This is a genomic window from Streptomyces sp. TG1A-8 (assembly GCF_030499535.1).
GTDB lineage: Bacteria > Actinomycetota > Actinomycetes > Streptomycetales > Streptomycetaceae > Streptomyces.
The window spans coordinates 4,305,969-4,319,008 of sequence record NZ_JASTLB010000001.1; the positions used below are offsets into that span (position 1 = coordinate 4,305,969).

Consider the following 13,040-nt stretch of genomic DNA (forward strand, 5'->3'; position numbering starts at 1 on the left):
AACAGGAGGAGGCAGACGATGTCGGGACCCCGCCCCGTACGAGCCCCGCGCGGCACGGAACTGAGCGCCCTGGGATGGCAGCAGGAAGCCGCCCTGCGGATGCTGCAGAACAACCTCGACCCCGAGGTGGCCGAGCACCCCGACAAGCTCGTCGTCTACGGCGGCACCGGCAAGGCCGCCCGTGACTGGCGCTCCTTCGACGCCATGGTCCGCACGCTGCGGACCCTCAAGCAGGACGAGACCATGCTGGTCCAGTCCGGCCGCCCGGTCGGCGTCATGCAGACCCACGAGTGGGCCCCGCGCGTCCTGATCGCCAACTCCAACCTCGTCGGCGACTGGGCCAACTGGGAGGAGTTCCGCCGCCTGGAGGCCCTCGGCCTGACCATGTACGGGCAGATGACCGCCGGCTCCTGGATCTACATCGGCACCCAGGGCATCCTCCAGGGCACCTACGAGACCTTCGCCGCCGTCGCCGCGAAGAAGTTCGGCGGCACCCTGGCCGGCACCATCACGCTCACCGCCGGCCTCGGCGGGATGGGCGGCGCCCAGCCGCTCGCCGTGACCATGAACGACGGCGTGGCGATCTGCGTCGACTGCGACCCGCGCGCCATCGACCGCCGCATCGAGCACCGGTACCTCGACGTCAGGGCGGATGGCCTCGACCACGCGCTGCGCCTGGCCGTCGAGGCCCGCGACGCCCGCCGCCCGCTGTCCATCGGCGTCCTCGGCAACGCCGCCGAGCTGGTCCCGCAGCTGCTCGCGATGGACGCGCCGATCGACATCGTCACCGACCAGACCTCCGCCCACGACCCGCTGGCCTACCTGCCGCTCGGCGTCGCCTTCGAGGACATGGCCGACGCCGCCGCCAAGGACCCGGCCGGCTTCACCACCCGCGCCCGCGAGTCCATGGCGCGCCACGTGGAGGCCATGGTCGGCTTCCTGGACGCCGGCGCGGAGGTCTTCGACTACGGCAACTCCATCCGCGGCGAGGCCCGGCTCGCCGGATACGACCGCGCGTTCGCCTTCCCCGGCTTCGTCCCCGCCTACATCCGGCCCCTGTTCTGCGAGGGCAAGGGCCCGTTCCGCTGGGCCGCCCTGTCCGGGGACCCGGCCGACATCGCCAGGACCGACCGGGCGATCCTCGACCTGTTCCCGGAGAACGAGTCCCTGGCCCGCTGGATCGGGATGGCCGGCGAGCGGGTCCACTTCCAGGGCCTGCCCGCCCGCATCTGCTGGCTCGGCTACGGCGAGCGGGACAGGGCCGGCGAGCGCTTCAACGACATGGTGGCGAGCGGCGAGCTGGCAGCCCCGCTGGCGATCGGCCGCGACCACCTGGACTGCGGATCGGTGGCCTCCCCCTACCGCGAGACCGAGGCCATGCTCGACGGCTCCGACGCGATCGCCGACTGGCCGCTGCTGAACGCCATGGTCAACGTGGCCTCCGGGGCGTCCTGGGTGTCCCTGCACCACGGCGGCGGCGTCGGCATGGGCCGCTCCCTGCACGCCGGCCAGGTGACGGTGGCCGACGGCACGAAGCTGGGCGGCGAGAAGATCCGCCGGGTGCTGACCAACGACCCCGGCATGGGTGTCATCCGGCACGTCGACGCGGGGTACGACTCCGCTGAGTCGGTGGCACGGCAGCGGGGGGTCCGGGTGCCGATGCGCGAGGGTGACGAGGCGTGAACCGCGAAGAGGACGCGCACGGCGGCGCGCCGGCTCCCGCCGGCGCGCCGCCGGCGGCCGCGGCCGTGCCGGACGCCCGTTCCGCCGTGCCGGACGCCCGCCCGCGGCCCGCACGGCCCGCTGCCGGGGACGTGCCCTCCTTCCAGGAGATGTGGCGCGAACTGCTCCCCGTCGGACGGCACCGCGACTCCGGCGGCTACCGCCGCTACGCCTGGACCGGCGCCGACGCCGAGTGCCGGGACTGGTTCCGGGAACAGGCCGAGGCGCGCGCCCTGGCCTACGAGGTGGACCGGAACGGCAACCAGTGGGCCTGGCTGGGTGACCCGGCCGCCGGGGGCGCCGTCGTCACCGGGTCGCACCTGGACTCCGTACCCGACGGCGGCGCCTTCGACGGGCCCCTGGGGGTGGTGTCCTCCTTCGCCGCCCTCGACGAACTGCGCGCCAGGAACACCCGGCTCGCCAGGCCCCTGGCCGTCGTCAACTTCGGCGACGAGGAGGGCGCCCGGTTCGGGCTCGCCTGCGTCGGCTCCCGGCTCACCGCCGGGCAGCTCACCGCCGAGCAGGCGCACCGGCTCACCGACGGGGACGGCGTCACGCTGCCGCGCGCCATGGAGGCCGCCGGGTACGACCCCGACGCCATCGGGGCCGACCCCGAACGGCTCGCCCGCATCGGCGCCTTCGTGGAACTGCACGTCGAGCAGGGCCGCGCGCTGGACCTGTCCGGCGACCGGGTCGGCGTCGCCAGTGCCATCTGGCCGCACGGCCGCTGGCGGTTCGACTTCCGCGGCCAGGCCAACCACGCCGGCACCACCCGGCTGGCCGACCGCCGCGACCCGATGCTGCCGTACGCCGAGACGGTGCTCGCCGCCCGCCGCGAGGCCCGCCTCGCCGGTGCCGTCGCCACCTTCGGCAAGGTCTCCGTCGAGCCGAACGGCGTCAACGCCGTCCCCTCCCTGGTGCGCGGCTGGCTCGACTCCCGCGCCGCCGGCCAGGAGGCCCTGGACGCGGTCGTCGGCGGCGTCGAGAGGGCCGCGCGGGAGTACGCCGACGCCCACGGGGTCGACCTCGACGTCGTCCGGGAGTCCTTCACCCCCGTGGTCGAGTTCGACCACGCCCTGCGCGACGAGCTCGGCCGCATCCTCGGCAAGGACACCGGCCTGACCGTGCCCGTCCTCGGGACCGGCGCCGGACACGACGCCGGGATCCTGTCCGCGAGCGTCCCCACCGCCATGCTGTTCGTGCGCAACCCCACCGGCGTCTCGCACTCCCCGGCCGAGTCCGCGGCCGAGGACGACTGCGTGGCCGGGGTGCGCGCGCTGGCCGACGTACTGGAAGGACTGGCCCGCACGTGACGACACGCTCGTACTGGCTGGAACACGCCTGGCTCGGCACCCGCGTCGAACCGGGCGTCCTGGTCGAGGCCGCGGACGGCCGGATCACCGCCGTCCGCACCGCCGTACCCGCCCCGCCGCCCGGCGCCGAGGTGCTGCGCGGGCTCACCCTGCCCGGACTGGCCAACGCCCACTCGCACGCCTTCCACCGGGCGCTGCGCGGCACCGTCCAGGTCGGCAGCGGCACCTTCTGGACCTGGCGCGAGGTGATGTACTGCGTCGCCGAACGGCTGACCCCGGACACCTACCACGCGCTCGCCCGCGCGGTGTACGCCGAGATGGCCCTGGCCGGCATCACCTGCGTCGGCGAGTTCCACTACGTGCACCACGCCCCCGGCGGCACCCGCTACGCCGACCCCAACGCCATGGGCGAGGCGCTGATCGCGGCCGCCGCCGAAGCGGGCATCCGCATCACCCTCCTGGACACCGCCTACCTCTCCGCCGGCTTCGGCGAGCCGCCCACCGCCCACCAGCTGCGCTTCTCCGACGGCAGCGCGGAGGCCTGGGCCGAACGCTGCGCGGCCCTCCAGGAGCGCGAGCACGCACGGATCGGAGCGGCCGTCCACTCCGTGCGGGCCGTGCCCGCCGACCAGCTGGCGACCGTCGCGCGGTGGGCCGGGGAGCGGCGGGCCCCGCTGCACGTGCACCTGTCCGAGCAGACCGCCGAGAACGACGCCTGCCGGGCGGTGCACGGCCGCACCCCCACCCAACTGCTCGCCGACCACGGCGTCCTCGGCCCGCGCACCACCGGGGTGCACAACACCCACCTCACCGAGGAGGACGTCGCGCTGATCGGCGGCTCCGGCACCGGCACCTGCGTGTGCCCGACCACCGAGCGCGACCTGGCCGACGGCATCGGCCCCGCCCCCGCCCTGCAGCGGGCCGGTTCCCCGCTCTGCCTCGGCTCCGACAGCCACGCCGTCATCGACATCCTCGAAGAGGCGCGCGCCATGGAGCTGGACGAGCGGCTGCGCACCCGCACCCGGGGCCACTGGAGCGCCGGGGAGCTGCTGCGGGCCGCCACCGCCGACGGCCACGCCGCACTCGGCTGGGACGAGGCCGGCACCATCGAGCCCGGCGCGCTCGCCGACCTGACGACGATCGCGCTCGACTCGGTCAGGACGGCCGGGCCGCCGCCCGCACTGGGCGCCGAGACGGCCGTGTTCGCGGCGGGCGCGGCGGACGTGCGGCACACGGTCGTGGGCGGCCGGCAGATCGTGCGGGACGGCGCGCACACCCTCGTGCCCGACGTGCCGTCGGCGCTGGCGGACGCGATCGCGGCCCTGCACGACCACCGCCCGCCGACCCCCGCCCGGCCATCCCCGAGGACGCCATGAGCAGCACCGTCATCACCAACGTCGCCACGCTGGTCACCAACGACCCCTCCCGCGGTGACGGATCCCCCCTCGGACTGATCCGCGACGCGGCCGTCGTCCTCGACGGCGACCGCGTCGCGTGGACCGGTGGGTCCGGCAGGGCGCCCGCCGCCGACAACCGGGTCGACGCGGCCGGCCGGACGGTGCTGCCCGGCTTCGTGGACTCCCACTCCCACCTGGTCTTCGCCGGTGACCGCACGCAGGAGTTCAACGCCCGCATGTCCGGCCGCCCCTACACGGCGGGCGGCATCCGCACCACGGTCGCGGCCACCCGTGCCGCGAGCGACGCGGACCTGGAGGCCAACCTCACCCGCTACCTGGCCGAGGCCCTCCGCCAGGGCACCACCACCCTCGAGACGAAGTCCGGCTACGGCCTGACCGTCGCGGACGAGTCCCGCGCCCTGCGCATCGCGGCGCGCCACACCGACGAGGTGACCTACCTCGGTGCCCACGTCGTCCCCCCGGAGCACGCCGGTGACCCGGCCGGCTACGTCGACCTGGTCACCGGCGCGATGCTGGACGCCTGCGCCCCGCACGCCCGCTGGATCGACGTCTTCTGCGAGCGGGGCGCCTTCGACGGCGACCAGGCCCGCGCCGTCCTCACCGCGGGCCGCGCCAAGGGCCTGCTCCCGCGCGTCCACGCCAACCAGCTCTCCCACGGCCCCGGCGTCCAGCTGGCCGTGGAGCTCGGCGCGGCCAGCGCCGACCACTGCACCCACCTGACGGACGCGGACGTCGACGCCCTCGCCCACGGCGACACGGTGGCCACCCTGCTGCCCGGCGCCGAGTTCTCCACCCGGGCCGAGTGGCCGGACGCCCGCCGCCTCCTGGACGCGGGCGCGACGGTCGCCCTGTCCACGGACTGCAACCCGGGCTCGTCCTTCACCTCGTCCGTGCCCTTCTGCATCGCCCTGGCCGTACGGGACATGCGCATGACCCCGGACGAGGCGGTCTGGTCGGCCACGGCGGGCGGTGCGGCGGCCCTGCGCCGGACCGACATCGGCCGGCTCGGTCCCGGCACCCGCGCCGACCTGGTCCTGCTGGACGCCCCCAGCCACGTGCACCTGGCCTACCGGCCGGGCGTGCCGCTGGTCGGCGGGGTGTGGCGCGGGGGCGTGCGGGTGGTGTGAGCACCGGTGCCGCCGGGGCCGGCGGCACCGCGCCGGCCCCGGCCGGCCCGGTGGGCGGCGAGGCGGCCGGACACACGGCGAGGCGGCCCCGGCACCGCGTGCCCGGCCGCCTCCCGCACGTGTGCGGGAGCCGGTCACTCCTCCACGGTCAGCCCCTTGCGCAGCCGCACCAGCGTCCGCGACAGCAGCCGCGAGACGTGCATCTGGGAGATGCCGAGTTCCTCGCCGATCTCCGACTGGGTCATGCCCGCCACGAAGCGCAGGGACAGGATCCTGCGGTCCCGCGGCGCGAGCCCGGCGATCAGCGGCTTGAGCGACTCGACGTACTCGATGCCCTCCAGCCCGTGGTCCTCGTACCCGATGCGGTCCGCGAGCGCGCCCTCGCCGTCGTCCTCGTCGGGCTGGGCGTCCAGTGAGGAGGCGGTGTAGGCGTTCGAGGCGGCCATGCCCTCGACGACCTCCTCGCCGGAGATGCCGAGGCGCTCGGCGAGTTCCGCCACGGTGGGGGCGCGGTCCAGCCGCTGGGCCAGCTCGTCGCCGGCCTTGGCCAGGTCCAGGCGCAGCTCCTGCAGCCGGCGCGGTACGCGCACGGACCACGAGGTGTCACGGAAGAAGCGTTTGATCTCGCCGATGATGGTCGGCATCGCGAACGTGGGGAACTCCACACCGCGGGAGGTCTCGAAGCGGTCGATCGCCTTGATCAGGCCGATGGTGCCGACCTGGATGATGTCCTCCATCGGCTCGCTGCGGGAGCGGAAGCGGGAGGCGGCGAACCTGACCAGGGCGAGGTTGAGCTCGACGAGCGTGTTGCGGACGTACGCGAACTCGTGGGTGCCTTCCTCCAGCGACTCCAGCCGCTCGAAGAGGGTCTTGGACAGGGCCCGCGCGTCGACCGGGCCCACCTCCTCGTAAGGGGGGATCTCCGGGAGGCCTTCGAACGGGTCGAGGGGATCGATGGGATGATCCGATTGTTCCGGTGGGGGTGTCGACGTCGCGAGCCGGGTATGCGATGCGTCGAGCCGGGGTGACATGGGTGTCCTCCATCGTTCTCGGCATATGGCTGCCGAAGCCGTAACGTGCACTGCGGTGTGCGGCGCCTCCGAAGCCGGCGTGTAGGGGCAGGTGTCTTTACTAGCCCTACCCGCTCCGGCAAGCCGGTCGCAAGTGCGGTCTGTAGTCATATGTCCGTTTGTGTGAGGTTGTTCGGGTGTCGGAGTGCGGTTGGAAGGCGTAATGTTCGAGGGCATCAGCAGCCACGACCTCGGGAGAGAGAGACGGCATGGACCACGGGACGGTCGGCAGCGCACAGTCGGGCCGGCTTCTGGTGGAGGTGCGGGAAGAAGGCTCCACCGCCGTAGTGACACCGGCGGGTGAGCTGGATCACCACACCGCCGATCTTTTGCGCGAGCCGCTCGACGACCTCCTGGGCAAGGGGTTCTCACGGCTCGTGGTGGACTGCTCACGACTGGAGTTCTGCGACTCCACGGGGCTGAACGTCCTGCTGGGGGCCCGGCTGCGCGCCGAGGAGGCCGGCGGCGGGGTGCACCTGGCGGGCATGCTCCCGGTGGTCGCTCGCGTGTTCGAGATCACCGGTGCGGAGGCGGTCTTCACCGTCCACGAGTCCGTGGAGGCGGCCTTGGCCGACGAGACCGGCTGACCTCCCGCCCGGCCGTCCCGCGCCGTCGGTGAATGCACGACGCACCGGCCGGGCTCGGCCCGGGGGGTGTTCCACCGCCCCGGTAGGGCAGGAGACTCCCTGGAGCCCGACGGCCGCCCGGCCGTCGACCGCCCGGTGGGCGGCGAACGGCCCGGGTGTGGCGCAGCGCGCGGGTGGACGACGAACGGACGACGGAGGCACCACGTGCGGACTGCGGGCGGACGGTGTACGGACCGGCCGGCATCGCGTGCCGGAAATTTCCATCATGAACTGGTGAATCGGTGAGGTGAAGCGCTGATGAGCACCACCCGGCCTTACTCGCCGGGCGACCGCGGCCCGGAGCCGAGCGGCGCTTCCGGGGCGTCCGAGGAGGGTGCGCCCGCGGCGGGCGCGTCCACGGGGGCAGCCGCGCCGTCCGCGCCTACCGAGGGTGCGCAGGGGGGCCGGGCACGGCAGGTCCGCAGACTGCGGCTGGACGGCGAGAGCGGGGTCGTCCCGCTCGCCCGCGACTTCACCCGCCAGGCGCTGTACGCGTGGGGATGGCTGCCCGCCGACGCCGCGGACCGGCGGGCCGCCGCCGAGGACGTGCTGCTCGTCGTCTCCGAGCTGGTCACCAACGCCTGCCTGCACGCCGAGGGCCCGGACGAACTCGTCCTCGCCTGCGACAACAAGGTGATCAGACTGGAGGTCACCGACCGTGGCAGCGGCCAGCCGACCCCGCGCACCCCGCACCGCGCCGGCCGTCCCGGCGGCCACGGCATGTTCATCGTGCAGCGCCTGTGCCTGGACTGGGGCGTCGTCCGCGCGCCGGACCACCCGGGCAAGACCGTCTGGGCCGAGCTGGGCGCCCCGGCCTGAGCGGCCCCGGCCGACCGCACCGAGGACCCCTGCCCCCCGGCAGGGGTCCTCGTGCTCCGGCGGCAGGCCGCGTCCCGCCGCCCGGCCCCCGCGGTCCGCCTCCACGGCCGGGCCCGGCGCCGTGCCGCCGTACGCCGGAGGGCCACCGCACCCCTGGGGTGCGGTGGCCCTCCGGCGGCCCGTCGCGGCGGCGCCTAGCGCACGTCGCCCATCAGCCGCTTGACCTTGTTGCGGTACATCCACACCGCGAGACCGGCGACGACGGCCAGGACGGCCTCCAGGGCGACGAAGCCCGTCCGGTCGAGGTTGACCCCGCCGACGGCCGGGTTGGACAGCAGCGCGGTGACCGAGTCGCCCGCGGTGACCGCGAGGAACCACACGCCCATCATCTGGGAGGCGTACTTCGCCGGCGCCATCTTCGTCGTCACGGACAGGCCCACCGGCGACAGCGTCAGCTCGCCGACGGTCTGGACGAAGTAGATCGCCACCAGCCACATCGCCGCGGCCTTGTGACCGTCCCCGGCGATCGACAGCGGGGCGAGGAAGAGGAAGAAGGACGCGCCGACCAGGACGAGGCCGGAGGAGAACTTCACGATCGTGCTCGGCTCCTTGCCCCGCCGGTTCAGCCACAGCCACAGCCAGGCGAGCACCGGCGCCAGGACCATGATCATGACCGGGTTGACCGACTGGTACCAGGAGACCGGGAAACCCCAGCCGAAGACCGTGTTCTCGGCCTTGCCGTCGGCGAACAGCGACAGGGTCGAACCGCCCTGGTCGTAGATCATCCAGAACACGGCGGCGGCGACGAAGAACCAGATGTACGCCGACACCTTCGAGCGCTCGGCCGCGTCCAGGCCCTTGTCCCGGTGGATCCGGGCGATGACCAGGATCGGCACGACCAGGCCGATCAGCGTGAGCGGGATCAGCGCCCAGTTCAGCGTGAAGTGGCCGGAGAAGCCGACGGCCGCGTAGAAGACGGCGGCGACGGCCAGCCAGGCCAGGCCCTTGCGGAGCACGGCGGCCTTCTCCGGGGCCGACAGCGGCATGGGGACGACGTCGCTGCGCGGGCTCAGGTGACGGCTGCCGAGCAGGTACTGGGCCAGTCCCAGCGCCATGCCGAGGGCGGCCAGCGCGAAGCCGAAGTGCCAGTTCACGTTCTCGCCGATGGTGCCGATGACCAGCGGCGCGGCGAAGGCGCCCAGGTTGATGCCGACGTAGAAGAGCGTGAAGCCGCCGTCGCGGCGCGGGTCGTCCGGGCCCTTGTAGAGGTGGCCGACCATCGTGGAGATGTTGGCCTTCAGCAGGCCCGAACCGATGGCGACCAGGACGAGGCCCACGAAGAAGCTCGCGGCCACCGGCAGCGCCAGGCACAGGTGACCCAGCATGATGATCAGGCCGGCGACGGCAACCGTCCTGCGGGGGCCGAGGAAGCGGTCCGCGACCCAGCCGCCCGGAAGGGTGAGCAGGTAGACGAGCGAGACGTACACCGAGTAGATCGCGGTGGCCGTGCCCGCGCTCAGGTGCAGGCCGCCGGGGGCCACCAGGTACAGCGGGAGCAGGGCCCTCATGCCGTAGTGCGAGAAGCGCTCCCACATCTCGGTCAGGAAGAGGGTGGCCAGTCCGCGGGGGTGGCCGAGGAAGGCATTCTCGGAACCGGGGGTGCCCGGACGGACCGAGTCCTTCGTCAGGCTGGACGCCATGGTCGTTCCTTGCTGTCGGGGCGCGCCGGTGGGGGTCCCCGGCCCGGGCGGAGCCGTGGGCCGAAGGGGGGCGGTGCGCCCGTGGAGGTGCGGCCGGCGCCGGCGGGCCGGCCGCCCGCCCCCACGCCCAGGGGGAGTCCGCTCCGGATCGCGCAGCGGTGGACGGCGACCACCGGGATCCACGCCCCGCGACGCGTCGGTGCGTCCGGGGCCCGGCCAGGGGTCATTCCTTTCGGGGCCGGCCCGGGCCGGCCCGCACACAAAAGAGACCTTCGGCGTCTGTGCTCGCCAAAGGTCACCTGTGCACTACAGGCGTTCTGTTCACCATACGTCAGCACAGTGCCGGATATGGAAGGACTTGAGACGCGGATCACAGGTTTCAAAGGAACCGGAGTACCACTTTCGAAGATCATCTCTATGATCGCACCCCACAGGTGATGGTTCGTACCACCGGCATCCCAAGGTAAGAATCCGGGCGCCGATCCCACCGCAGCACCTCACGCGGGCGGTCTACCATCACTCCATGACTCGTGTACTGCTCGCCGAGGACGACGCGTCCATCTCGGAGCCGCTGGCCCGCGCCCTGCGCCGGGAAGGTTACGAGGTCGAGGTGCGCGAGGACGGCCCCACCGCGCTCGACGCCGGCATCCAGGGCGGTGTCGACCTGGTCGTGCTGGACCTGGGCCTGCCCGGCATGGACGGCCTGGAAGTCGCCCGCCGGCTGCGTGCCGACGGCCACGCCGTGCCGATCCTCATCCTGACCGCGCGGGCCGACGAGGTGGACACCGTCGTCGGCCTGGACGCGGGCGCCGACGACTACGTCACCAAGCCGTTCCGCCTCGCCGAACTGCTCGCCCGCGTGCGGGCCCTGCTGCGGCGCGGTGCCGCCGAGCCCCAGCAGCCGCCGGCGACGCACGGGGTGCGGATCGACGTCGAGTCGCACCGGGCGTGGATGGGCGACGAGGAACTGCAGCTCACGGCGAAGGAGTTCGACCTGCTGCGGGTCCTGGTGCGGGACGCCGGCCGCGTGGTCACCCGCGACCAGCTGATGCGCGAGGTCTGGGACACCACGTGGTGGTCGTCCACCAAGACGCTGGACATGCACATCTCCTGGCTGCGCAAGAAGCTGGGCGACGACGCGGCGAACCCCCGGTACATCGCCACGGTGCGGGGAGTGGGCTTCCGTTTCGAGAAGAGCTAGGCGCGCTGTCCGGGGCCGGTGCCCGCGCCGCCGCGGGAGAGCGCCGGCACGGCCCCGCGCCGCCCGGGGTGTTGCCACACTGGGGGTCGTAGAGCCAACCCCGGAGGGCCCCTGTGCGTCGCCGTCTCATCCAGTCCACCCTCGCCGTCGTCCTCGTGGTGATCGCCGTCTTCGGCGTCTCCCTGGTCATCGTCGAGTCGCGGACCATCAGCAACAGTGCGCAGGAGCGGGTCGACTCCGAGGCCGTGCGGCTGGCCAGCATCGTCGACAGCCGGATCCTCGCGGCGGAGAACGTCAACGCCGACGTGCTGCGCAACCCGGTCAGCAAGGAGCAGTACGCGGTGATCCGCGTCCCGGGCCGGGAGCCGATCGAGATCGGCGACGAACCCACCGGTGACGTCATCCACTCCACGCAGCACGGCGAGGAGGGCGAGACGGTCACCGTGCAGGAGCCCCGCTCCGCCGTGACCCGCGAGGTCGGCCGCACCCTGCTGATCATCGGCCTGGTCGCGCTGCTCGCGGTCGTCGCCGCCGTGCTCCTCGCGGTGCGCCAGGCCAACCGCCTCGCCTCCCCGCTGACCGACCTCGCCGAGACCGCCGAGCGCCTCGGCTCGGGCGACCCGCGCCCCCGGCACAAGCGCTACGGCGTTCCCGAGCTGGACCGGGTCGCCGACGTGCTGGACTCCTCCGCCGAGCGCATCGCGCGCATGCTGACCGCCGAACGGCGCCTGGCCGCCGACGCCTCCCACCAGCTGCGCACCCCCCTGACGGCCCTGTCCATGCGGCTGGAGGAGATCACCCTCACCGACGACCCGGACACCGTGAAGGAGGAGGCGACCATCGCGCTGACGCAGGTGGAACGCCTGACGGACGTGGTCGAGCGGCTGCTGACCAACTCCCGCGACCCGCGCACCGGCTCCGCCGTCACCTTCGACCTGGACGAGGTCATCCAGCAGCAGCTCGCCGAGTGGCGGCCCGCCTACCGCAGCGCCGGGCGGGCCGTCGTCAGCTCCGGCAAACGGCACCTGCAGGCGGTGGGCACGCCGGGCGCGGTCGCCCAGGTGCTCGCGGCGCTGATCGAGAACTCCCTCATGCACGGCGGGGGCACGGTCGCCCTGCGCACCCGCGTCACCGGCAACCAGGCCGTGGTCGAGGTCACCGACGAGGGGCCGGGCGTCCCGGCCGACCTGGGCGCGCGGATCTTCGAGCGGACCATCAGCGGACGGAACTCGACCGGCATCGGCCTGGCCGTGGCCCGGGACCTCGCCGAGGCCGACGGGGGCCGCCTGGAACTGCTCCAGTCCCAGCCGCCGGTGTTCGGCCTGTTCCTGTCCCGCACGCCCCCGGCCCGCAAGCCCGACGAGGAGGGGGAACGGCCGACGGTGCGCTAGGGCACGCTCTGCCTGGGCGCGGGCTTCCCCGCCGCCCGCGACGACGCCGGCACGACGGCCGGCTCCGCGTGGGCGGAGCCCTCCCGCGCGGGCAGCGCCCGGAACACCCAGCTGCGGTAGGACCAGAACCGGAACAGGGTCGCCACACCGATGCCGACGAACTTGAAGACGTTGCTCTGCAGCGGGCTGTCCCAGCCGAAACCGTAGGTCGCGAGGTACAGCACGCCGTTCTCGATGACCAGGCCGATGGCGCTGAACAGCAGGAACAGCGTGAGTTCCCTGGTGCGCCCGCCCTTGTCGCGGTCCCGGTACGTCCAGTACCGGAAGCCGACGTAGTTGAAGACGATCGCGACGACCGTCGCGATGACGCTGGCGCGCACCACCGGCAGGTCCGAGACGTGCCGGACCAGGTTGAACACGCCGAGATTGACAAGGACGCCGACCGCGCCGACGACGCCGAACTTGGCCACCTCGCGCACGAGCCGTTGCAGCCCCGAGGAACGACGTTCCATGGCTGTGCAGCCCCCGTCCGTAGGTTTTGTGACCCAGCCATGCTAACCAGCGGGCCCCCGCGCCGCCCGCGCACCGCGGCCCACGGCTCGGGAAGGGGCCGGAAAGCGCCGGGAGAGCCCCGGCGGGAGGGGCCGGGGAGG

The 13,040-nt window shown here is 73.5% G+C and carries 11 protein-coding genes; 8 read left to right on the forward strand and 3 right to left on the reverse strand.

All coding sequences use genetic code 11. The annotated features are described in order from the left end of the window. The first annotated feature begins 18 nt into the window (after positions 1 to 18). The 4 genes from hutU to hutI all read left to right on the forward strand — a co-directional run bounded on the left by hutU (position 19) and on the right by hutI (position 5,580). Positions 19 to 1,683, forward strand: coding sequence for a urocanate hydratase (gene hutU / locus QQY24_RS18915; RefSeq protein WP_301973870.1), 1,665 nt, complete (start codon positions 19 to 21; stop codon positions 1,681 to 1,683). Positions 1,684 to 1,832: 149 nt separating this feature from the next. Continuing rightward, positions 1,833 to 3,035 carry an allantoate amidohydrolase gene (locus QQY24_RS18920; RefSeq protein WP_301976286.1) on the forward strand — a complete coding sequence of 401 codons (1,203 nt, stop codon included), beginning with the start codon at positions 1,833 to 1,835 and terminating at the stop codon, positions 3,033 to 3,035. Beyond that, positions 3,032 to 4,411, forward strand: coding sequence for a formimidoylglutamate deiminase (locus QQY24_RS18925; RefSeq protein ID WP_301973871.1), 1,380 nt, complete (start codon positions 3,032 to 3,034; stop codon positions 4,409 to 4,411). The genes QQY24_RS18920 and QQY24_RS18925 overlap by 4 nt, the downstream gene beginning before the upstream one ends. After that, complete coding sequence (hutI, locus tag QQY24_RS18930; RefSeq protein ID WP_301973872.1) at positions 4,408 to 5,580, forward strand: imidazolonepropionase; 1,173 nt, start codon at positions 4,408 to 4,410, stop codon at positions 5,578 to 5,580. Before QQY24_RS18925 ends, hutI begins: the two co-directional genes overlap by 4 nt. 134 nt (positions 5,581 to 5,714) lie before the next feature. Here the strand turns inward: hutI and QQY24_RS18935 are convergent, their stop codons facing one another. Further along, complete coding sequence (locus tag QQY24_RS18935) at positions 5,715 to 6,611, reverse strand: RNA polymerase sigma factor SigF (RefSeq protein WP_301973873.1); 897 nt, start codon at positions 6,609 to 6,611, stop codon at positions 5,715 to 5,717. A 248-nt stretch (positions 6,612 to 6,859) separates the two neighbouring features. Between QQY24_RS18935 and QQY24_RS18940 the strand changes: the two genes are divergently transcribed. Together QQY24_RS18940 and QQY24_RS18945 are read left to right on the forward strand one after the other, a co-directional pair. Continuing rightward, positions 6,860 to 7,237, forward strand: coding sequence for an STAS domain-containing protein (locus QQY24_RS18940; RefSeq protein ID WP_301973874.1), 378 nt, complete (start codon positions 6,860 to 6,862; stop codon positions 7,235 to 7,237). A gap of 297 nt (positions 7,238 to 7,534) precedes the next feature. Beyond that, positions 7,535 to 8,095 carry an ATP-binding protein gene (locus QQY24_RS18945; RefSeq protein ID WP_301973875.1) on the forward strand — a complete coding sequence of 187 codons (561 nt, stop codon included), beginning with the start codon at positions 7,535 to 7,537 and terminating at the stop codon, positions 8,093 to 8,095. A gap of 194 nt (positions 8,096 to 8,289) precedes the next feature. On the opposite strand, the gene QQY24_RS18950 is transcribed toward QQY24_RS18945, so the two are convergent. Then, positions 8,290 to 9,795, reverse strand: coding sequence for a peptide MFS transporter (locus QQY24_RS18950; RefSeq protein WP_301973876.1), 1,506 nt, complete (start codon positions 9,793 to 9,795; stop codon positions 8,290 to 8,292). Between the two features lie 523 nt (positions 9,796 to 10,318). Here QQY24_RS18950 and QQY24_RS18955 point away from each other — a divergent pair. Both QQY24_RS18955 and QQY24_RS18960 read left to right on the forward strand, forming a co-directional pair. Then, complete coding sequence (locus QQY24_RS18955; RefSeq protein WP_301973877.1) at positions 10,319 to 10,996, forward strand: response regulator transcription factor; 678 nt, start codon at positions 10,319 to 10,321, stop codon at positions 10,994 to 10,996. A gap of 113 nt (positions 10,997 to 11,109) precedes the next feature. Then, a complete protein-coding gene (locus QQY24_RS18960) occupies positions 11,110 to 12,387 on the forward strand; it encodes an ATP-binding protein (RefSeq protein ID WP_301973878.1) in 1,278 nt (425 codons plus the stop codon). Here QQY24_RS18960 and QQY24_RS18965 read toward each other — a convergent pair. Then, positions 12,384 to 12,899 carry a GtrA family protein gene (locus QQY24_RS18965; RefSeq protein WP_301973879.1) on the reverse strand — a complete coding sequence of 172 codons (516 nt, stop codon included), beginning with the start codon at positions 12,897 to 12,899 and terminating at the stop codon, positions 12,384 to 12,386. The genes QQY24_RS18960 and QQY24_RS18965 overlap by 4 nt on opposite strands. Positions 12,900 to 13,040: the final 141 nt, after the last annotated feature.

Excerpts from the sequence above, each read along its gene's own strand:
- hutU (WP_301973870.1), top strand. The coding sequence starts at position 19 with ATGTCGGGACCCCGCCCCGTACGAGCCCCGCGCGGCACGGAACTGAGC.
- QQY24_RS18920 (WP_301976286.1), top strand. The coding sequence starts at position 1,833 with ATGTGGCGCGAACTGCTCCCCGTCGGACGGCACCGCGACTCCGGCGGC.
- hutI (WP_301973872.1), top strand. The coding sequence starts at position 4,408 with ATGAGCAGCACCGTCATCACCAACGTCGCCACGCTGGTCACCAACGAC.
- QQY24_RS18935 (WP_301973873.1), bottom strand. The coding sequence starts at position 6,611 with ATGTCACCCCGGCTCGACGCATCGCATACCCGGCTCGCGACGTCGACA.
- QQY24_RS18940 (WP_301973874.1), top strand. The coding sequence starts at position 6,860 with ATGGACCACGGGACGGTCGGCAGCGCACAGTCGGGCCGGCTTCTGGTG.
- QQY24_RS18945 (WP_301973875.1), top strand. The coding sequence starts at position 7,535 with ATGAGCACCACCCGGCCTTACTCGCCGGGCGACCGCGGCCCGGAGCCG.
- QQY24_RS18950 (WP_301973876.1), bottom strand. The coding sequence starts at position 9,795 with ATGGCGTCCAGCCTGACGAAGGACTCGGTCCGTCCGGGCACCCCCGGT.
- QQY24_RS18955 (WP_301973877.1), top strand. The coding sequence starts at position 10,319 with ATGACTCGTGTACTGCTCGCCGAGGACGACGCGTCCATCTCGGAGCCG.
- QQY24_RS18965 (WP_301973879.1), bottom strand. The coding sequence starts at position 12,899 with ATGGAACGTCGTTCCTCGGGGCTGCAACGGCTCGTGCGCGAGGTGGCC.